Genomic DNA, 19370 nt, shown 5'->3' with positions numbered 1-19370 from the left:
AGACACTTCGATGAACGACCCCGCCGCTTATCTCGGTGCCTACAAGGCGCTCGGTGCCGGCCTCGCCGTGATCGCGCTCTTCGGCGTCGGCCTCGGCATCGGCAACATCTTCTCCTCGCTGATCACCAGCGTTGCCCGCAACCCGTCGGCCCGCGACGCGGTGTTCCCGATCGGCATCCTGGGCTTCGCCCTGACGGAGGCGGTGGCGCTCTTCGCGCTGCTGATCGCCTTCCTCATCCTCTTCGCCTGATCGGCGTCCGCGGAGCGGCCGGGGGAACGCCCCCGGCCGTCCGCCGCGGAACGGAGACCGCATGACCCGCCTCCCGCTCGCCCCGTTCTGGACGGCCTGCGCCCTGGCCCTGCTCCTCTCGCAGGCTCCCGCCTCGGCCCAGCACGTCACGGCCCCCGCGCCGACCGGCAGGGTGCAGACCAACGCCCCCCTTCCGGGTCAGCAGGGCGAGAGCGTCCCCGTGCAGGCGGACAGCGACCGCGCCCGCGCGGTGCTGGAGGCGAACCGCACGGCGGCCGAGTACCAGCACGCCGCCCGCGAGGCCGCCGATGCCGGCGGCATGCCCCAGCTGGATTTCGCCAATCCCCTGACGATCGCGCAGGTGATCTGGCTCTTCGTCATCTTCGGGCTGCTGGTCTTCCTGGCCGCCCATTATCTTCTGCCGCCGGTGGCGGAGGTGCTGGAGACCCGGCGCAACCGCATCGCCGCCGACCTGGACGCGGCGCGTGACGCCCGCGCCGGGGCCGAGGCCGCCGAGGCCGGGCAGCGCGACAGCACCGCCCGCGCCCGCGCCGAGGCCCAGGCCTCCATCGCCGCCGCCGCGGCGGCCGCCCAGGCCGATGCCGCGAAGCGGGGCGAGGCCCTGGCCGAGCGCCTGAACGCCCAGATCACCGAGGCCGAGACCCGCATCGGCGCCGCCCGCGACGCCGCCATGGGCGCCCTGCGCGAGGCCGCGGCCGACGCCGCCGGCGCGCTGGTGCAGCGCCTGGCCGGGATCGACGACAAGGCGGCGGTGGACGCGGCCGTGGCCCGCGAACTGGCCGCCCGGAACATGGGAGCCGCGTGATGCACCACTACGAGCATTTCTGGCTGGACCCGAAGTTCTGGGTCGCCGTCTCCTTCGTCGTCTTCCTGCTCCTGCTGGGCCGGACGATGTGGGCCAAGGCCGGCGCTGCCCTGGACGCCCGCGGCGCCCAGGTCCGCGCCGAGCTGGCCGAGGCCGTGAAGCTCCGTGAGGAGGCCGAGGCCATGCGCAAGGCGGCCGAGGCCGACCGCACCGCCGCCCTGCGCGAGGCCGAGGAGATGGTGACCCGCGCCCGCGCCGAGGCCGACCGCGTGGCCGCCGCCGCCACCGCCGAGGCCGAGGCCAATGCCGCCCGCCGCGAGCGCATGGCGATGGACCGCATCGCCGCCGCCGAGGCCAGCGCCCTGGCCGAGGTGCGCCAGGCCGCGGCCGAGATCGCGGCCAGCGCCGCCCGCTCCGTCATCGCCGAGAAGCTGACGGCCGAGGGCGACGCGGCCATGATCGACAAGGCCGTCTCCGACCTGCCCCGGGTCCTGCGCGCCGCCTGATCCGGGCTGGTTTCCAATGCTTTACGGGGGCCGAGAGGCCCCCGTTCGCGTTTCCGGGCCGGCCAGGGAGGGCGGGAATTCCCGTCTCCCTCCCTCTCGCGGGGATTTTGGGCCGGGAATCTCCGAACGCGTCACCCGTTCCCATTTCCGCGCCGCCCGCCTAGCCTCCCCGCCAGAATCCAACGGGGAGCAAATGGGATGCGACGACTTCTCCTGGCCGGCGCCGCGGCGCTGGCGCTTGGCATGGGCTTCGGTTTCGGGGCCGAGGCGGCGACCTTCCGCTGGGCGAATGACGGCGACGTCAATTCCATGGACCCCTACGCGCGGAACGAGACCTTCCTCCTCACCTTCACGCACAACATTTACGAGCCGCTGGTGCGGCGGAACCGCGAGCTGAAGGTGGAGCCGGCGCTGGCGACCTCCTGGACCCAGCCCTCGCCGACCGTGTGGCGTCTGAATCTCCGCCAGGGCGTGAAGTTCCACGACGGCACGCCCTTCACGGCGGATGACGTGGTGTTCAGCGCACAGCGCGTGCAGGCCCAGGGCTCCAACCTCACCTCCGTGCTCTCCTCCGTGAAGGAGGTGCGAAAGATCGACGACTTCACCGTCGAGTTCGAGACGAAGGCCCCGGATCCGATTTTCCTGGAGGAGATCACCACCTGGGCCATCATGTCCAAGAAGTGGGCGGAGGCGAACAACGCCACCCAGGCCGTGGACCTGACGACGGGCCAGGAGAACTTCGCTACCCGCAACGCCAACGGCACCGGCCCCTTCATGCTGGCCAGCCGCGAGCCCGACCGCCGCACGGTGCTGCGCCCGAACCCGAACTGGTGGGACAAGCCGGAGCACAACCTGGACGAGGTGGTGTTCAACGTCATCGGCAATGACGCCACCCGGGTCGCCGCCCTGCTCTCCGGCGAGGTGGACATGATCTACACCGTGCCGCCGCAGGATACGGAGCGGCTTTCCCGCGCGCCGAACGTGCGGATCCACCAGCAGGCGGAGCTCCGCACCGTCTTCCTCGGCTTCGACCAGGCCCGGGACGAGCTGCTGAAGTCCGATGTGCGGGGACGGAACCCCTTCCGGGACCTGCGGGTGCGCCAGGCCTTCCAGCTCGCCATCGACCAGGAGGCGATCAAGTCGCGCATCATGCGCAACCAGTCCCGCCCGACGAACCTGATGATCGGCCCGGGCGTGAACGGCTTCACCGAGGCGGCGGACCGCCTGGTGCGCCCGGACATCAACCGCGCCAAGGCCCTGCTGGCGGAAGCCGGCTACCCCAACGGCTTCGGTGTGACGCTGGACTGCCCGAACGACCGCTACGTGAACGACGAGGCGATCTGCACCGCCGTCGTCTCCATGCTGGCGCGCATCGGCGTGAAGGTGAACCTCGCCGCCCAGACCCGCGCCCGCTACTTCGCGGAGATCCTGGCGCCCCGCTACAACACCAGCTTCTACATGCTGGGCTGGACGCCGACGACCTACGACGCCCACAACACGCTCTACAACATCATGGCCTCCCGCCAGGGGCAGCGCGGCGTGTTCAACTCCGGCGGCTGGAGCAACCCCCGCTTCGACGAGCTGACGGACGCGATCGCGGTGGAGACCGACTCCGCCAAGCGCCAGCAGATGATCGACGAGGCGATGAAGCTCCACGCCGACCAAGTGGGCCATATCCCCCTGCACCAGCAGGTCGTGGTCTGGGCGGCGCGCAGCAACATCACCTTGCAGCAGATGGCGGACAACTACTTCCCGCTGCGCTACGTGCGGGTGGGCCAGTAGCCCGGCCCGGCGCCGGGGGAAGGGCTGCCTCCCCCGGCGCCGCCTTGCCGTTCCGCGACGGCACTCCTAATCCTCCCGGTATGAGCGAGGCTGCAACCACTCTGCCGGACGTGGATCACCAGCGGGTCGTCTTCCCCGAGGGGCTGGCGCTCGACAGCGGGGTGATGCTGGCGCCCATGGCGGTGGCCTATCGCACCTACGGCACTCTGAACGAGGCGCGCAGCAACGCCATCCTCGTTTGCCACGCCCTCACCGGGGACCAGTATCTGGCAGAAACCCAGCCGGTGACGGGCAAGCCGGGCTGGTGGTCCACCATCGTGGGCCCGGGCAAGCCGATCGACACCGACCGCTACTTCGTCATCTGCGCCAATGTCCTGGGCGGCTGCATGGGCAGCACCGGCCCGCGGGAGGAGATGACGGACGCGGAGGGCCGGGGCCTCGGCCGCCCCTGGGGCACCGATTTCCCCACCGTCACCATCGCCGACATGGTGCGGGCCCAGAAGAAGCTGGTGGAGCACCTGGGGATCGAGCGGCTGCTGGCCGTGATCGGCGGCTCCATGGGGGGCATGCAGGCACTGCAATGGGCGGCGCTCTACCCCCGCAGCGTCTTCGCCTGCGCCCCCATCGCCACCGCCGCCCACCATTCCGCCCAGAACATCGCCTTCCACGAGGTCGGGCGCGCCGCCATCCACGCCGACCCGGACTTCTGCCACGGCGCCTACTGGCGGGAGGGGCGGATCCCCGCCCAGGGCCTCTCGGTGGCGCGCATGGTCGCCCACATCACCTACCTGTCGGAGAGCGCGCTGACCCGGAAGTTCGGTCGCCGTCTGCAGGGCGCGAAGGCCCTGACCTTCCTGGAGGACGTCTTCGCGGTGGAGAGCTACCTGCGCCACCAGGGCAGCACCTTCATCCGGCGCTTCGACGCCAACTCCTACCTCACGATCACCCGCGCCATGGACTACTTCGATCTGGCGGCGGATCACGGGGGCGACCTCTCCCGCGCCTTCCACGGCACGCCGACGCGCTTCCTCGTCGCCTCCTTCTCCTCGGACTGGCTCTTTCCAACGGCGGAGAGCCGGGCCATCACCCGCGCCCTGACCCGCGCCGCCGCCCGCGTCTCCTTCATCGAGCTGGAATCCGACAAGGGCCACGACGCCTTCCTGCTGGACGAGCCGGAGTTCCACGCCGCGCTCGGCGGCTTTCTCTCCGGCTCCGCCGATGCGGTCGGGGTCTGACCATCATGGGGATGAAGCCGCGCGAGCCCATCCAGTACGTCGCCAAGAACATGCGCCTGGACCTCCGCCTGATCGCGGAGATGATCCCGGACGGCGCCCGCGTGCTCGACATCGGCTGCGGCGACGGCGCTCTGATCGGGCATCTGACGCAGGAAAAGCGCGCCGATGCCCGCGGCATCGAGATCGACATGCAGCAGGCGACCCAGGCCGTGGCCGCTGGCCTTGCCGTGATCCACGGCGACGCGGACGCCGACCTGGCCCACTACCCGGACGACGCCTTCGACTACGTCGTCCTCTCCCGCACCCTCCAGGCCGTGGAGCGCCCGCGCGAGGTGCTGCGCCAGATGCTCCGCATCGGCACCCACGCGGTCGTCTCCTTCCCGAATTTCGGCCACTGGCAGATGCGCTGGCGCCTCCTCTGGACCGGCCGGATGCCGGATACGGATACCTGGAACCGCGCCTGGTACGAGACGCCGAACATCCACCCCTGCACCATCCTGGACTTCGTCGCCCTGTGTGAGCAGGACGGCTACCGGGTGGATGGCTGGCTGGCCGTGGACGAGCACGGCCTGCGTGCGCCCTGGCGCGAGAGCCTGCGCCTGGCCAACCTTTTCGGGGAGCAGGCCCTCTTCCTCCTCAGCCGCAAGCCCTGATTTGCGCCACCCCGTGACGCCGGACGGGCGCTACTTCGTCGTCCGCGGCCGCCTCTGGCGCCTGTCCAACCCGGCCCTGCCGGAGGACCGGCGCGCAGCCCTGATAAAACAACTCATGGCCGCCCGCCGCGCCGTCGGCACCGCCCTCCGCGCCGGGGACGATGATGCCCTTCGATCCGCCCGCGCGGCCGTGGACGAGGCGAAGGTGGCCCTGGGCGAGCGCGGCCCGGTCTGGTGGACCGATGGCGCGCCGGATCTCAACCGCCGGATGGCCGCGAACACGCCCTATGCCGAGTGGTTCGCTGCCCTTTGATCCCAGGCCCGTCCGGCCCCAGGGGGCTCTGCCCCCTGGACCCCCTCCAGGAGCCCCGGGGCACCTGGACCTGCATGGGGCTGCCGCGGAACTGACTGGGACCGTTGATCTCGACCATCGGTCCAAGTCCCGCCCTTGCAGTCGCCTCGGCTCGTGGAGCCGAGGCGCACCGTCAGCCAAGCAATCCCAACGCCTAGAAGAAGATGATGGTGAGGGGTCCGGGGAGAGGAAGAATTCCTTCTTCCTCTCCCCGGGACAGAGCGCCCGCCGAAGACAAAGCGCAGGCCGCGATAGGTGGACCGGCGATGGTCAGCGCCGGCTGCGCTGGGTGGCGGCGTAGCGGGCCATGAAGGTGCCGCCGGCTTCCGGGGCGGGCAGGTCACGGCTGGCGGTCCAGGCGCCGGCCAGGGGCAGGCGGCGGAAGCGGCCGGTGCCGCGGCCGAGCAGGACGAGGGTGCCCATGGCAAGTCGGGTGGCGGCCCGGTACAGGGCCGGGCGCCGGGCGAACCAGGCCCAGACCCCGAGGCCGCGCCGGACAGTGGAGGGGGTGAGGTGGCGCTCGAACTCCCTCTCCCGCCAGTTCCGCAGCATCTTCGGCAGCGGGATCTTCACGGGGCAGACGCTCTCGCACCGGCCGCAGAAGGTGGAGGCGTTGGGGAGGTTCGCCGACTTCTCGATGCCCACGAGGGCGGGGGTGAGGACGCTGCCCATGGGGCCGGGATAGACCCATCCATAGGCGTGGCCGCCGGCGGCGTTGTAGATTGGGCAGTGATTGATGCAGGCGGCGCAGCGGATGCAGCGGAGCATCTCGTGGAAGTCCGTGCCGATCATGTTGGACCGGCCGTTGTCGATCAGCACCACATGGTACGCCTCCGGCCCGTCGAGGTCCGGGGCGCGGCGCGGGCCGGTGGAGAAGGTGGTGTAGACCGAGAGGTCCTGGCCCGTGGCGGAGCGGGCGAGGAGGCGCAGCAGGGTGCTGCAATCCTCCAGCGTGGGCACGACCTTCTCGATGCTGGCCAGGGCGATGTGGACGCGGGGCAGGGTCTGCGTCAGGTCGCCGTTGCCCTCGTTCGTGACGATGACGCTGGTGCCGGTCTCCGCGATCAGGAAGTTCGCGCCGGTGATGCCGACATCGGCCTGCATGAAGCGCTCCCGCAGGGTCTGGCGGGCCTCGGCCATGATGTCGCGCCGGTCGTGGAACACGCGGTCCGCGGGCAGGTCCTTGTGGGCGGCGCGGAAGCGGGACTCCCAGTCCTCCCGGTTCAGGTGGAAGGCGGGGGCAATGATGTGGCTGGGCGGCTCGTTCACCAGCTGCAGGATATACTCGCCGAGGTCCGTCTCGACGGGGGTGATGCCGTTCGCCTCCAGGTGGTCGTTCAGCCCGATCTCCTCGGAGATCATGGACTTGCCCTTGGTAACGGTGCGCGCATCCGCCTCCCGGCAGATCTTCAGGACGGTGGCGCGCGCCTCGGCGGCGTCGCGGGACCAGTGAACCTGGCCGCCATTGGCGACCACCTTCGCCTCGAAGGCCTCCAGGTAGTGGTCCAGGTTGGCCAGCGTGTGATTCTTGATGTCGCGCCCGATGTCGCGCAACGCCTCGAACTCCGGCAGCGCCGCCGTGGCCTGGGCGCGTTTGGAGTGGAAGCCGCTGCCGCCGCGGCGCAGCGCCTTCTGCAGGTCTGTATCCGCCAGGGCGCGGGCGGCGCGTCGCTTGAAGTCGGGGGAGGTGAGCGCGACCATGCCCGCACCATAGGGCAGAACGGGGCCTGACAGGAACGGGCGAGTGGCCCCGCTTGGCAGCGGGCCGGGGAGAGGCCTAGAGAGCGGGAGGGCACCGTCAGATCTGCCCGGGGAGGCGTCCTTTCGCTGAAGCGAGGACCCCGATGGCACCCAACCCGTCCGACATCCCCCGCCCGCCCCACGGCACCGGCGCCGCGGAGCTGGCCCTGGCGCTCGGCGCGCTCGCCCTCGGCATCAGCGAGTTCGCGGCCATGGGGCTGCTGCCCCGGATCGCCGGGGAAACCGGCGTCTCGGTCCCACATGCCGGGCTGGCGATCAGCGCCTATGCCGTGGGCGTGGTCGTCGGTGCGCCGGTGATCGCGCTGCTGCTGGCGCGCCTCCCGCGCCGGCCGCTCCTCTCCGGCCTCGCGGTTCTCATCGCCCTGGGCAACCTGGCGAGTGCCGCCGCGCCGGACTTCCTCGGCGTCTGCGCCGCACGCTTCCTCGCGGGCCTGCCGCACGGGGCTTATCTCGGCACCGCCGCCATGGTCGCCGCCTCCCTCGTGCCACCGGAGCGGCGGGCGAGCGCGGTCGCGCGCGTCATCCTCGGCCTCAGCGTGGCGAACGTGGTCGGCGTGCCGCTCGCCACCTGGGTGGGGCAGCTGGTGAGCTGGCGCGTGGTCTTCGCCCTCGTCGCCGTCGTCGCGCTGGGCTGCGCGCTGATGATCCGCCTCTGCCTCCCCGTCATCGGCGCCGGCCCGGCCCTGGGCGCCCGGCGGGAAGTCGGCGCGATGCTGCGCCCGCAGGTGCTGCTGGCGCTGGCCACCACCGCCATCGGCTTCGGCGGAATGTTCGCCATCTACAGCTACATCGCGCCCACGCTGACGGAGGTCACGCGCGTGGGCGAATCAACCGTGCCGGTGATGCTGGCCGTCTTCGGGGCGGGGATGATCCTCGGCAACCTGCTCGGTGGCTGGCTGGCCGACCGGGGCGTGATGCGCGCCATCGGGATCATGCTGGCGGTGGGCCTCGTCGCGCAGTTCCTCTTCCTCTTCACGCCCGTCAGCCTGCCCCTCGTCACCCTCAACATCGTCCTGATCGCCGCCACCAGCATGGGCCTGGGGCCCGCGCTGCAGACCCGCCTGCTGGACGTGGCGCCGGATGCCCAGATGCTCGCCGCCTCCCTCAGCCACTCCGCCTTCAACATGGCCAACGCCCTCGGCGCCTGGCTGGGCGGGGCGGCGGTGGCGGCAGGCCTCGGCTGGACCGCGACGGGCGGGGTGGGGGCGGTGCTCACCCTCGCCGGGTTGGCGGTCTTCGCCGTGGCCTGGGCGCTGGAGCGCGGGCGGGCTGCGGTGCCGGCGTGATGCGCGGGTGGCCCCAGGGGGAGAGAAAGAATTCTCTCCCCCTGGACCCCCTCTCATTTTTTCTATTGGGCTGCCGCGGGATGCTCGTCTGACGGTGCGCCTGAGGTCGATGACCTCAGGTGACTGACACGGCCACCAGGGCTGACACGGCTTTGAAAGCTTTTCGGCGCTGCCCTTCGATCATCGCATCCGCGGTAGCCCGATGCAGGTCCAGGAGCCTCAGGCTCCTGGCTCGGGACAAACGCTTTGCGTTTGCCCGGGGGTTCCAGGGAGGCAGCGCCTCCCTGGGGCCACAAGCGACGACAGGACAGAACCGGGCCTCAGGCCTGCTTCATCTCGATGAGCGAGCGGCGGATCTTGCGGCCGCGGCGGATGCGATCCTCGATGAAGCCGGCCTCGCCCCAGCGGATGGCGCGGCCGAAGGCCTGGGCGTCCTCCGTCAGGCGGGCCAGCATTTCCAACACGGCTTCCCGGTTGTTGAGGAAGATGTCCCGCCACATGTCCACGTCGCTGGCGGCGATGCGGGTGAAGTCGCGGAAGCCGGAGGCGGCGAAGCGCAGCACGGCCTCCCGCGTCTCCTGCGCCAGGTCGTCTGCGGTGCCGCAGATGGTGAAGGCGATGAGGTGCGGCAGGTGGGAGACGACGGCCACCACCTTGTCGTGCGTGGCGGCGTCCATCGTCTCGATCATGGAGCCGGCGCGCTCCCACAGGGCGCGGACCTTCGCCGTGGCCTCGGGATCGGTGCCGGGGGGCGGGGTGAGGATGCACCAGCGGCCCTGGAACAGCTCCGCGAAGCCGGCATCGGGGCCGGAATGCTCCGTGCCGGCCATGGGGTGCGCGGGGACGAGGTGGACGCCCTCCGGCAGCAGTGGCGAGAGGTCCCGCAGCACGCTGCCCTTGGTGGAGCCGACATCGGAGAGGATGCAGCCGGGTTCCAGGTGCGGGGCGATATGCGCCATCACCCCGGCATAGGCGCCGACGGGCACGCAGAGGATCACGCCGTCGCAGCCCTGTACGGCCTTCGCCGCGTCGGGCTCCGCCAGGTCGGCGATGTCCAGGGCGCGCACGCGCTCCAGCGTGTGCTCGCTGCGCGCGGTGGCCACCAGCTCCCCCGCGATGTCGTCCCGCGCCCGCGCGACGCGCAGGATGGAGGAGCCGACGAGGCCGGGGCCGATGACGCAGAGGCGGCGGAAGAGAGGGGCCTCAGCCATTTCGCAGGTCGGCCAGGGCGTCGAGCACCATCCCGCACTCCTCGGCGGTGCCGATGGTGATGCGCAGGCAGCTCGGCAGGCCGTAGACGGTCACGCCGCGCACGATCAGGCCGCGGGAGCGCAGGTGAGCATCGGCGGCCTTGCTCGCCTCGGGGCTGCCGAAATCGACCAGCAGGAAGTTGGCGTGGCTGGGGTGGACCTTCAGGCCGAGCTTCGTCAGCCCTTCCGTCATCTTCCCCACCCACTCCCTGTTGTGGGCCACGTTCTTCTCCACCCAGCCCGGCTCGGACAGCGCCGCGATGCCGGCGGCCTGGGCGGTGGAGGAGACGTTGAAGGGGGAGCGGACGCGGTTCAGCACGTCCACCACCGCCGGCGGCCCGTAGAGCCAGCCGAGGCGCATGCCGCCCAGGCCCCAGACCTTGGAGAAGGTGCGCGTCATCACCGTGTTGGTGCCGGCATCCACCAGCTTCGCGCCGGCGTCGTAGTCGGGGTCGGTGACGTACTCGGCATAGGCGCTGTCGAGGACGAGCAGGATGTCCTCGCGCAGCCCTGCGCGCAGGCGGTCCACCTCGGCCTGCGGCAGCAGGGCGCCAGTGGGGTTGTTGGGGTTCGCCAGGATCACCAGGCGCGTGCGCGGGCCGCAGGCGGCGATGATGCCGTCGATATCGGCCTGCAGGTCCTTCTCCGGCACCTTCAGCACGCTGCAGCCGGCCCAGCGCCCGGTCAGCTCGTACATGAGGAAGCCGTGGGCGGACATGACGATCTCCGTCCCCTCGCCGCCATAGGCGAGGATGAGGAGGGCCAGCAGCTCGTCCGAGCCGTTGCCGACGACGATGCGGTTCGGATCAAGCCCGTGGTGCTTGCCGATTGCCTCCCGGATCGCGGTGGCGCCGCCGTCGGGGTAGCGGTTCGCCTCCTTCGCGGCCTCCGTGATGGCGGCCACTGCGGCGGGCGGCGGGCCGAAGGGCCCCTCGTTGGAGGAGAGCTTCACGATCCGGTTCACGCCCGGGACCTTCGATTCGCCGCCGACATAGGGCTCGACCGAGAGGATGGAGGGGCGGGGCATCACGGGCATGGCGGCGGCCTTCAGGGGGCGTTCAGAGGGGGTGTCGAAAGGCGTTCAGAGGGTCTCGAGGGGCGGCTCGTCCAGCGACGGCTCGGCGAAGCCGCCGATCGGATGCGGGCGCAGCGCGGAGAGGGAGGCCAGGCGGGGATCGCCGGGCTGGATCAGCCCTTCCACCTCCGCCAGGCCGCGCATTCCGTCGGCGGAGAGGATGACGCGGAGCGGCGGCAGGCCGGCGGCAGCGAGCGCGGAGACGAGCGCCCCGCGTGAGGTGTTCGGCGCGCGCTCCAGCCGGATCAGCCCGCGGTCCTTCGGGGTGGCATCGGCGGCGAAGCCCGCGACCACGAGGGCGCTGGGAAGCGTCTGTCCGGCGCGCAGCAGGAAGGGCAGGGCGGCCACCACCTGCAGGCGCGGCGCCTCCACGCTCGCCCACCAGGCATCCGCCAGCGGCTCCCCATCGGCAGGCGAAGGAAGGATGGCCACCGTCGCCTCCCCCGCCGAGAGGGCGGCCAGCACGCGGGACGGGGTGGCATGGGTCCGCATCGGCGTATCCAGCCCGAAATGGCCGAGCGCCAGGTGCTCCGTGCCGCCGAGCGCTGCGACGGAGAAGGCGGATTGCTGGCGGAGCGAGGTGGCGATCACCTCCCGCCACAGGCGGGCGATGGCGGCGCGCGGCATCGGCCCGCGGTGCCGGCCGAGCAGGCGGCGGAGGATCATCGCCTCCCGCCCCGGGCGGAAGCTGGCCCCGCTCGCCTTCATCCCCTGCGCGGCCAGCCCGGCGGAAAGGCCGGCGCGGCGCATCAGCAGGTCGTGCAGCTGGTCGTCGATCGCGTCGAACTCGGCGCGGGCGGCGGCCAGGGCCTCCGGCTGCACGGCGGCGGGATCGGTCAGGGCTGAGTCGGGCATGGGGCAGGGCGGGTCTAGCGCCCTTGTCCCCTTGCGCCAAGGCGCTTGCCCCCTGCGCCATGGGGCCTGTTGCCTCGATCCTTCACTGGTGGTCTGTCCCGGGGAGAGGAAGAAGGAATTCTTCCTCTCCCCGGACCCCTCACCATCATCTTTTTCTAGGCTTTGGGATTACTGAATTGGCCGTGCGCCTCGGCTCCATGAGCCGAGGCGACTGCAAGGGCAGGATAGAGCCCTTCGCGCCGAAACCCCCTGTCAGGCCGGCGCGGAGGTAGCGGGACGGGGTTCCAAGGGGCGGCGCCCCCTGGCTCCGGACCGATCAGCCCTTCTCCCACCCGATGGCCCGCCGCAGGAAGGCGGCGCCGAGGGCGGCGAAGGTAGCAACCTCCGAGTTGTCCTTGCCGTAGCCATGGCCGCCCGCGGCCGGCTCGTGGAGCAGGGCGGGGTAGCCGAGGGATTGGAGCTTGGCGGCCATCTTGCGGGCATGGCCGGGGTGGACGCGGTCGTCGCGCCGGGTGGTGGCGATGAGGATCGGCGGGTAGGGGCGGCCGGGCTCCGCCGCGTGGTAGGCGGACATGTGCTGAAGGAAGGCCCAGTCCTCCGGCACGTCCGGGTCCCCGTACTCGGCGATCCAGCTCGCCCCGGCCAGGAGCTTCGTGTAGCGGCGCATGTCGATGAGCGGGATGGTGCAGAACAGGGCACCGAAGCGCTCCGGATAGCGCGTGAGCATGTTGGCGATGAGAAGGCCGCCATTGGAGCCGCCTTCCGCCGCGATGCGGCCGGGGGTGGTGACACCGCGGCGGACCAGGTCGGCGGCGACGGCGGCGAAGTCGTCGTGGGAGAGGCGCTTGCCCTCGCGCCGCCCGGCCTCGTGCCAGCGGGTGCCGAATTCACCGCCGCCGCGGATATTGGCGATGACGGTCGTGCCGCCCTTCTCCAGCCAGAGCTTGCCGGTCATGCCCTGGTAGTGGGGCAGGCGGGAGACGCGGAAGCCGCCATAGCCGGAGAGGTGGATCGGGGCATCGCCCGTTTCGGCGGCGGGGCCGGTCTGGACATAGGGGATGCGCTCGCCGTCCGTGGAGACCGCCTCGTGCCGGGTGACGACGAGGCCGGTGGCGTCGAAGACCGGGGAGGAGCGGCGCAGCACCTCCGGGGTGGCGAGGGTGGTGCTGGTGAGGAGGAGGGTGGCGGGGGTGATCGGGTCCTCCACCTGGGCCAGCAGGGTGCCGTCCGATTCCTCCACCTCGTTGTCGAGCGGCCAGAGGCTGGCGACGCCGGTCCGCGGCAGCTCCAGCCGGGCGCCGGACCACTCGCCCTCACCCGGGGTGAGCAGGGTGAACTCCGGGCGCAGCTCGTCCAGGACGGAGACGATCAGCCGGCCATCGGCCCAGAAGAAGCCCTGAAGCGCCACCCGCTCGCCGGGGGTGAAGAGGGTGGTGAAGTCCCGGCTGCCGGCCAGGAAGGCGTCGAGGCCAACGCCGAGCAGGGTATCGGGGGCGTGGGTGGCGCCGCCCACCGTCCAGGGCGTGCGGGGGCGGGCGGCGAGCCAGCCGCGCTGCCAGCGGTAATCCATGTCCGTGGGCAGGTCGATGCGCTGCTGCGGCCCGGTGCGGTCCCCGAGATGGACCTCGGTGTCGTAGAAGCCGATCTGGTCGATGAAGAGCAGCCGGCCGGTGTCGCGGTCCAGCCCGCCCCAGGCGCCCATGTGGTCCTCGGGGACGGCGTAGAGAACGGGAGCCGCGGCCGGGTCCGTGCCGCGGGCCCAGAGGCGGACGGTGCGGGAATAGCCGGAGGTGGTCGCCATGCCCTCGCCGTAGGCGGCTGTGAGGAGGAGCGTGTCCCGGTCCAGCCAGTCCGCGGAGCCCTTGCACTCCGGCAGGGCGAAGCCGCCCTCCACGAAGCGCAGGGTCTCCAGGCTGAACTCGCGCAGCACCACGGCATCGCCGCCGCCGCGGGAGAGGCGGAGAATGGCGATGTCGTGCGTGCCGGGAAGGGTGGCGGCGCCGTGCCAGACCCAGTCCTCCCCCTCCTCCCGTGCCAGGGCGTCGAGGTCCAGCAGCACCTGCCATTCCGGCTGCGGCGTGCGATAGCTCTCCAGCGTCGTGCGGCGCCAGAGGCCGCGCGGCTGGGCGCCGTCCGTCCAGAAGTTATAGAGCCAGGAACCCCGGCGGGTGATGTGCGGAAGCTTGTCCGGGCGGTCCAGCGCGATGCGCACGGCGTCCCGGTCCGCCTCGAACCGCGCATCGGCCAGGCGGGCCAGGGTGGCGGCGTTCTGCCCGGCCACCCAGGCGAGCGCGCGCTCGCCCTCCACCTCCTCGAGCCAGAGCCAGGGATCATCGTCCGGGGCGGCGAGGGTGGGGCGGGGGTCGGGGAGGGCGGTCATCGTCCCGGGAGATACACCCGTGGGAGCGGTGCGGCCTACCGCAGGGATGCTCTACCCTCGAAGCCTCATCGTCTTTCTCGTCGGGGCTGCCGCGGAACTCGGGGCCGAAGGCGCGAGGGTCGATGACCACCGGCGATTGGTGGCGGCCGGGGCTGACAGGAATTTAAGCTGCGGTGCCATCTTCGATCGGGCTATCGGCGGCAGCCCGGTCGCGGGGTCCGGGACGGCTGTCGCGAGCCCGGCTCGGGATGGATGTATTGCGGCGACCAGGAGGCCGGAGAGGCGGCGCCTCCCTGGGACGACGGGCAAGGGGGACGGGAACACGTCCACGGCCAGGGGGAAAGACGCTTGCGGGCACGGAATCTTACGATGGCGCAGGTTTTGCTGCCGCCAGGCGGCTCGGCGCGGGTGTTTCGGCGGGTGACTCAGACCTTCCGGATCGTATCGGGCCAAGATCGTACTTTCGATTATCCACAGCACACATCAGAATGGTGCTTTCCGGCCGGGAAATGATGATGCGCCCATTTTTTGCCGCGCTCTGCTGCCTGCTGCTCGCTTCCGCGCCCTCCTTGGCGCAGGAGGCCGCGCCCGTTTCCGTTGCGGCCGCGCCGGCGGCCGTCGGGCCGCTGCCCGTGGAGGTGACGGCGAACGGGACGGCGCAGCCCGTCTCCGTGATTTCCGTCCGCTCCCGCGTGGATGGGCAGATCGAGCGGGTGCACGTGCAGGAAGGACAGATGGTGAAGGCGGGCGACCTCCTCTTCACCCTGGACTCCCGCAACACCCAGGCCCTGCTGCAGCAGCAGGAGGCGATCCTGGCGCGGGACCGGGCGCAGCTGGAGCGGGCGCAGTCCGACGCGCGGCGCTACGCCTCCCTCCGCTCCGATGCCTTCGCGTCCGCCCAGCGGGCCGAGCAGGCGCAGGCGGATGCGACGGGGCTGGCAGCGACCGTGCGGGCCGATGAGGCGCAGGTGGCGCAGACCCGGCTGACGCTGGAATTCGCGACCATCCGCGCCGAGGCGAGCGGGCGGCTGGGGGCGCTGCCGGTGAAGGAGGGCAACTTCGTCCGCGCGGCGGAGGGGGCGGTGCTGGCCACCATCACCCAGACCGACCCGATCAACGTCGCCTTCTCCGTGCCCGAGCGCTGGCTGGTCGAACTTCGGGAGGCGCAGGGGCGGGGCGAGCGGCCGAGGGTGCGGGCCGGCGCGCCGGGCGACAGCGGCCGCCCGGCGGAGGGCGAGCTGGTCTTCGTGGACAGCTCCGTGGACACGGCGACGGGCACGATCGGGCTGAAGGCGCGCTTCGCCAATGCCCCGGCACGGCTGTGGCCCGGGCAGTACCTTGAGGTGGTGATGGTGCCGCGCGTGGAGCCGCAGGCGGTCTCCGTGCCCGTGGCGTCGGTGCGCGTCGGGCAGGGCGGCAATTTCCTCTATGCCCTGACCCCGGAGAACACCGCCCGGCGGGTGGCGGTGAAGGTGGTGCGCTACGCCGCCGGCCGCGCCGTGATCGAGGGCGGGGTGGCGAATGGCGAGATGGTGGTGACCGAGGGCATTGAGCGCCTGCGCGACGGGGCGCGGGTGGCGGTGCGAAACCCCGGCGGCCCGCCGCCGGCACGGCCCCAGGCCGAGGCAACGCCCGCCGAAGGCAGCACGGGCCGGCAGGCGAGCGCCCGATGAACCTCTCCGCGATCTTCATCCGCCGCCCGATCATGACCGGGCTGCTCTCCGCCGCGATCGTGCTGGCGGGGATCATGGGCTACCGGCTGATGCCCGTGGCGGCCGTGCCGCGCGTGGACTTCCCCGTCATCACCGTCTCCGCCCAGCTTCCGGGCGCGAGCCCGGAGACGATGGCGACCTCCGTCGCGCTGCCGATGGAGCGCGAGTTCTCCACCATTACGGGGATCGATTCGATCTCCTCCACCTCCGGCCAGGGCACGACGCAGATCACGCTGCAATTCGTGCTGAACCGGAACATCGACGCGGCGGCGCAGGACGTGCAGGCCGCGCTGACCCGCGCGCAGCGGCGGCTGCCGATCGAGATGACGACGCCGCCCTCCTACCGGAAGGCGAACCCGGCGGACGCGCCGGTGGTGCTGCTGACCCTCTCGGGCGGCGACGTGCCGTTGTACCAGCTGAACGACATCGCCTCGACCCTCGTCTCCCCCGCGCTGTCGCGGGTGCCGGGGGTGGCGCAGGTGGTGACCTATGGCGAGCAGCTGTTTTCCGTGCGCGTGCGGATGCGGGCGGACCGGCTGGCCAGCATGGGGCTGACGCTGGACCAGGTGAGCGGCGCGGTGGCGACCGCCAATTCCAGCACGCCGGTCGGCACCCTCTCCGGCCAGCGGCAGCAGCTGGTGCTGCGGGCGAATGACCAGCCGCCGGACGCGGAGGCCTTCGGGAAGCTGGTGGTGGCCGGGCGGAACGGCGCGCCGGTGCGGCTGGCCGACATCGCCGAGGTGGTGGACGGGGTGCAGAACGACCGCATCGCCTCCTACCGCAACGGGGTGCGCGGGCTGACGCTGGCGGTGCAGCGCCAGCCGGACGCGAACACGGTTGAGGTGGTGGACGGCGTCTTCGCGGCCCTGCCGGAGTTGCAATCCGCCCTGCCGCCGGGGGCGCGGATCGACGTGTCGCTGGACCGCTCCCTCTCCATCCGGGCCGCCGTCCACGACGTGCAGGAGAGCCTGTTCATCGCGATCGGGCTGGTGGTGCTGGTGGTCTGGCTGTTCCTGCGCCGGCTGCTGGCGACACTGATCCCGATGATCGCCGTGCCCATCTCGCTCTGCGGCACCTTCGCGCTGATGTACGCGATGGGCTACGGCATCGACAACGTGACCCTGCTGGGGCTGACCCTCGCGGTGGGCCTCGTGGTGGACGATGCCATCGTGATGCTGGAGGCGATCATCCGCCACGTGGAGGAGGGGATGAACCCCTTCGAGGCGGCGATGAAGGGATCGCGGGAGATCGGCTTCACGATCATCTCCATCACCCTCTCGCTCACGGCGGTGTTCCTGCCGATCCTGCTGATGGGCGGCGTGGTGGGGCGCGTGTTCAACGCCTTCGCGGCCACCGTGACCCTTGCGGTCGCCGTGTCCTGCTTCGTCTCCCTCACCCTCACCCCGCTGATGGCCTCCTGGCTGCCGGCGCATTCCCATGATGCGAAGCCCGGGCGGGTGGACGCCTTCCTGGAGGCGGGGTTCCGGGGAATCGAGCGGGGCTATGCCTGGCTGCTGGACCGGGCGCTTCGCTTCCGGCTGGTGGTCTGGGGGGTGTTCTTCGCCTCGCTTTTCGCCGCGGGCTGGCTGGCCATGGCCATGCCCAAGGGCTTCTTTCCGATCGAGGATACGGGCCTCGTCAGCGCCTCCACCGAGGGGCCGCGCGACGCCTCCTACGACGCGATGACGGAGCTGCAGGGGCAGGTGGCGGCCATCATCGGGCGCAACCCCTATGTGAAGAGCGTCTCCTCCAACATCGGCGCCACCGGGCAGAGCCTCTCGGTGAACCAGGGGCGCATGTTCATCGAGCTGAAGCCGCGCGACGAGCGGCCGATGGTGACGGAGGTGATCCAGAGGCTGCGGCGCGAGGTCGCCGGCGTGCCGGGCATGCAGACCTTCCTGCAGCCGATCCAGAACCTGAACTTCGGGGCGCGGCAGTCCCGGACCCTGTACATGTACACGCTGCAGGGGTTGGAATCGAAGTCGCTCTACGACTTCTCGCAGCGGCTGGCGGCGCGGCTGCGGGGCAACCCGCTGCTGCAGGACGTGAACACGGACCTGCAGCTGGATGCGCCCGTTGTGAACGTGCAGGTGGACCGCGACCGGGCCGCCGCGCTGGGCGTGAACGTGGACCAGGTGCGCCAGGCCCTCTACTCCGCCTTCGGGGCGCGGCAGATCTCCACCATCTACGCCCAGGCCAACGCCTATCCCGTGATCGTGGAGGCGCTACCGGAGGACCAGCGGGACGAGAACGGGCTGCAGAAGCTCTATCTCCGCTCCAACACCGGGCGGCTGGTCCCGCTCTCCGCCCTGGCGACCATCCAGCGCGGCACCGGGCCGCTGACCGTGGGGCACCAGGGCCAGCTTCCCGCGGTGACCATCGGCTTCAACCTGCCGCCCGGCGTGGCGCTGGGGCAGGCCACCGACGCCATCCGCGCGGCTGAGCGGGAGATGCAGCCGCCGCCGGGCGTGATCGGCGCCTTCTCCGGCACCGCGCAGGTGTTCCAGCAGGCGCTGGCGGGCCAGGGAATGCTGATCCTGGCGGCGGTGATCGTGATGTACGTGGTGCTGGGCGTCCTCTACGAAAGCTTGGTCCACCCGCTGACCATCCTCTCCGGCCTGCCCGCGGCGGCGCTGGGGGCCTTGGCGACGCTGTGGCTCTTCGACCTGGACCTCTCCGTCATCGCGGTGATCGGCGTGCTGCTGCTGATCGGGCTGGTGAAGAAGAACGCCATCATGATCGTGGACGTGGCGCTCAGCCGGCAGCGCGAGGGCATGGACCCCCGCGTGGCCGTGCGGGACGCCTGCGTGCTGCGGTTCCGGCCGATCCTGATGACCACCCTGGCTGCCGCCGCGGGCGCCGTGCCCATCGCCGCTGGCTGGGGTGCGGCCGCCGAGCTGCGTCAGCCCCTGGGCTTGGCCGTGGTGGGCGGGCTGGCGGTGAGCCAAGTGCTGACCCTCTTTGTGACACCCGTCCTCTATCTCGGCTTCGATGCGCTGGAGCGGAGCGTGAAGGGGCTGCGGCGCGGCCGACGGGTGCCGCATGGGACAGCGGTGCACCCGGCACCGGCGGAATAGGCCGGGGCTGGTCTTGCCGGCCCCAGGGGGCGCGGCCTCCTGGACCTGCATCGGGCTGCCACGGAACTGACCTGACCTGGCAGCCTCTACGATCGGGATCGATTCTGCCCTTGCAGTCGCCTCGGCTCCACGAGCCGAGGCGCACCGTCAGTCAGGTAAGCCCAGCTACTTGAAGAAGATGATGGTGAGGGGTCCGGGGAGAGGAAGAATTCCTTCTTCCTCTCCCCGGGACAGACCGCCACGCCAGGACCTGGGCAAGCCCAACCTCACACCAGGGCCGCCATGGTGCGGCCCCCCTGCCGCGCCACTGGGAAAAATGGAGGCGCGCCAGGGGATTCGCGCCCCTTCCGGCCTTTTGGCCTCAACCGGC

At 71.4% G+C, this 19370-nt stretch carries 15 protein-coding genes; 10 read left to right on the top strand and 5 right to left on the bottom strand.

What is annotated here, in order from left to right:
* The first annotated feature begins 10 nt into the window (after positions 1-10).
* From J5Y10_RS16015 to J5Y10_RS15985, 7 genes are all read left to right on the top strand, one after another.
* The gene (locus J5Y10_RS16015) at positions 11-250 is read left to right on the top strand and encodes an ATP synthase subunit C family protein (protein ID WP_209375035.1); all 240 of its coding nucleotides are present in this window, start codon (positions 11-13) and stop codon (positions 248-250) included.
* Between the two features lie 61 nt (positions 251-311).
* Positions 312-1076, top strand: coding sequence for a F0F1 ATP synthase subunit B family protein (locus J5Y10_RS16010; RefSeq protein WP_245214767.1), 765 nt, complete (start codon positions 312-314; stop codon positions 1074-1076).
* The gene (locus tag J5Y10_RS16005; RefSeq protein WP_209375034.1) at positions 1076-1582 is read left to right on the top strand and encodes a F0F1 ATP synthase subunit B; all 507 of its coding nucleotides are present in this window, start codon (positions 1076-1078) and stop codon (positions 1580-1582) included. Before J5Y10_RS16010 ends, J5Y10_RS16005 begins: the two co-directional genes overlap by 1 nt.
* A 198-nt stretch (positions 1583-1780) precedes the next feature.
* Positions 1781-3364: an ABC transporter substrate-binding protein gene (locus tag J5Y10_RS16000; protein ID WP_209375033.1), complete on the top strand. Its 1584-nt coding sequence runs from the start codon at positions 1781-1783 to the stop codon at positions 3362-3364.
* 80 nt (positions 3365-3444) lie between these two features.
* Positions 3445-4599 (top strand): homoserine O-acetyltransferase MetX, encoded by a 1155-nt coding sequence (gene metX / locus J5Y10_RS15995; RefSeq protein ID WP_209375032.1) that lies wholly within the window; start codon positions 3445-3447, stop codon positions 4597-4599.
* Between the two features lie 50 nt (positions 4600-4649).
* Positions 4650-5252, top strand: coding sequence for a methionine biosynthesis protein MetW (gene metW, locus J5Y10_RS15990; protein ID WP_209375070.1), 603 nt, complete (start codon positions 4650-4652; stop codon positions 5250-5252).
* Between the two features lies 1 nt (position 5253).
* The gene (locus tag J5Y10_RS15985) at positions 5254-5565 is read left to right on the top strand and encodes a hypothetical protein (RefSeq protein ID WP_209375031.1); all 312 of its coding nucleotides are present in this window, start codon (positions 5254-5256) and stop codon (positions 5563-5565) included.
* A 309-nt stretch (positions 5566-5874) separates the two neighbouring features.
* Here the strand turns inward: J5Y10_RS15985 and J5Y10_RS15980 are convergent, their stop codons facing one another.
* A complete protein-coding gene (locus tag J5Y10_RS15980) occupies positions 5875-7305 on the bottom strand; it encodes a LutB/LldF family L-lactate oxidation iron-sulfur protein (protein ID WP_209375030.1) in 1431 nt (476 codons plus the stop codon).
* Positions 7306-7448: 143 nt separating this feature from the next.
* Here J5Y10_RS15980 and J5Y10_RS15975 point away from each other — a divergent pair, with 143 nt between their 5' ends.
* Positions 7449-8651 (top strand): MFS transporter, encoded by a 1203-nt coding sequence (locus J5Y10_RS15975; RefSeq protein ID WP_245214766.1) that lies wholly within the window; start codon positions 7449-7451, stop codon positions 8649-8651.
* Between the two features lie 320 nt (positions 8652-8971).
* On the opposite strand, the gene J5Y10_RS15970 is transcribed toward J5Y10_RS15975, so the two are convergent.
* The 4 genes from J5Y10_RS15970 to J5Y10_RS15955 form a co-directional block, all read right to left on the bottom strand.
* On the bottom strand, positions 8972-9862 hold the full coding sequence (locus J5Y10_RS15970) for a prephenate/arogenate dehydrogenase family protein (protein WP_209375029.1): 891 nt from the start codon (positions 9860-9862) through the stop codon (positions 8972-8974).
* Positions 9855-10937 (bottom strand): histidinol-phosphate transaminase, encoded by a 1083-nt coding sequence (gene hisC / locus J5Y10_RS15965; RefSeq protein WP_209375028.1) that lies wholly within the window; start codon positions 10935-10937, stop codon positions 9855-9857. Before hisC ends, J5Y10_RS15970 begins: the two co-directional genes overlap by 8 nt.
* 45 nt (positions 10938-10982) lie before the next feature.
* Positions 10983-11831 (bottom strand): chorismate mutase, encoded by an 849-nt coding sequence (locus J5Y10_RS15960; RefSeq protein ID WP_209375027.1) that lies wholly within the window; start codon positions 11829-11831, stop codon positions 10983-10985.
* A gap of 316 nt (positions 11832-12147) precedes the next feature.
* Positions 12148-14211, bottom strand: a complete 2064-nt coding sequence (locus tag J5Y10_RS15955) for a prolyl oligopeptidase family serine peptidase (protein WP_209375026.1) — start codon at positions 14209-14211, stop codon at positions 12148-12150.
* 515 nt (positions 14212-14726) lie between these two features.
* Between J5Y10_RS15955 and J5Y10_RS15950 the strand changes: the two genes are divergently transcribed.
* Both J5Y10_RS15950 and J5Y10_RS15945 read left to right on the top strand, forming a co-directional pair.
* Positions 14727-15884, top strand: a complete 1158-nt coding sequence (locus tag J5Y10_RS15950) for an efflux RND transporter periplasmic adaptor subunit (RefSeq protein ID WP_209375025.1) — start codon at positions 14727-14729, stop codon at positions 15882-15884.
* Entirely contained in the window at positions 15881-19000 is a 3120-nt protein-coding gene (locus tag J5Y10_RS15945; RefSeq protein WP_209375024.1) for an efflux RND transporter permease subunit, read from the top strand. Before J5Y10_RS15950 ends, J5Y10_RS15945 begins: the two co-directional genes overlap by 4 nt.
* Positions 19001-19370 lie beyond the last annotated feature (370 nt).

The sequence above is a fragment of the Roseomonas indoligenes genome (assembly GCF_017813365.1).
Taxonomy (GTDB): Bacteria; Pseudomonadota; Alphaproteobacteria; order Acetobacterales; family Acetobacteraceae; genus Roseomonas; species Roseomonas indoligenes.
This window is presented reverse-complemented; position numbering and strand designations above follow the sequence as displayed.

What these genes read in the sequence shown, in the direction of transcription:
- J5Y10_RS15970 (WP_209375029.1), bottom strand. Translation starts at nt 9,862, where the DNA reads ATGGCTGAGGCCCCTCTCTTCCGCCGCCTCTGCGTCATCGGCCCCGGC.
- J5Y10_RS16000 (WP_209375033.1), top strand. Translation starts at nt 1,781, where the DNA reads ATGCGACGACTTCTCCTGGCCGGCGCCGCGGCGCTGGCGCTTGGCATG.
- J5Y10_RS15945 (WP_209375024.1), top strand. Translation starts at nt 15,881, where the DNA reads ATGAACCTCTCCGCGATCTTCATCCGCCGCCCGATCATGACCGGGCTG.
- J5Y10_RS16015 (WP_209375035.1), top strand. Translation starts at nt 11, where the DNA reads ATGAACGACCCCGCCGCTTATCTCGGTGCCTACAAGGCGCTCGGTGCC.
- J5Y10_RS15950 (WP_209375025.1), top strand. Translation starts at nt 14,727, where the DNA reads ATGCGCCCATTTTTTGCCGCGCTCTGCTGCCTGCTGCTCGCTTCCGCG.
- J5Y10_RS15980 (WP_209375030.1), bottom strand. Translation starts at nt 7,305, where the DNA reads ATGGTCGCGCTCACCTCCCCCGACTTCAAGCGACGCGCCGCCCGCGCC.
- metW (WP_209375070.1), top strand. Translation starts at nt 4,650, where the DNA reads ATGCGCCTGGACCTCCGCCTGATCGCGGAGATGATCCCGGACGGCGCC.
- J5Y10_RS15975 (WP_245214766.1), top strand. Translation starts at nt 7,449, where the DNA reads ATGGCACCCAACCCGTCCGACATCCCCCGCCCGCCCCACGGCACCGGC.
- J5Y10_RS15955 (WP_209375026.1), bottom strand. Translation starts at nt 14,211, where the DNA reads ATGACCGCCCTCCCCGACCCCCGCCCCACCCTCGCCGCCCCGGACGAT.
- hisC (WP_209375028.1), bottom strand. Translation starts at nt 10,937, where the DNA reads ATGCCCGTGATGCCCCGCCCCTCCATCCTCTCGGTCGAGCCCTATGTC.
- J5Y10_RS16010 (WP_245214767.1), top strand. Translation starts at nt 312, where the DNA reads ATGACCCGCCTCCCGCTCGCCCCGTTCTGGACGGCCTGCGCCCTGGCC.
- J5Y10_RS16005 (WP_209375034.1), top strand. Translation starts at nt 1,076, where the DNA reads ATGCACCACTACGAGCATTTCTGGCTGGACCCGAAGTTCTGGGTCGCC.
- metX (WP_209375032.1), top strand. Translation starts at nt 3,445, where the DNA reads ATGAGCGAGGCTGCAACCACTCTGCCGGACGTGGATCACCAGCGGGTC.
- J5Y10_RS15960 (WP_209375027.1), bottom strand. Translation starts at nt 11,831, where the DNA reads ATGCCCGACTCAGCCCTGACCGATCCCGCCGCCGTGCAGCCGGAGGCC.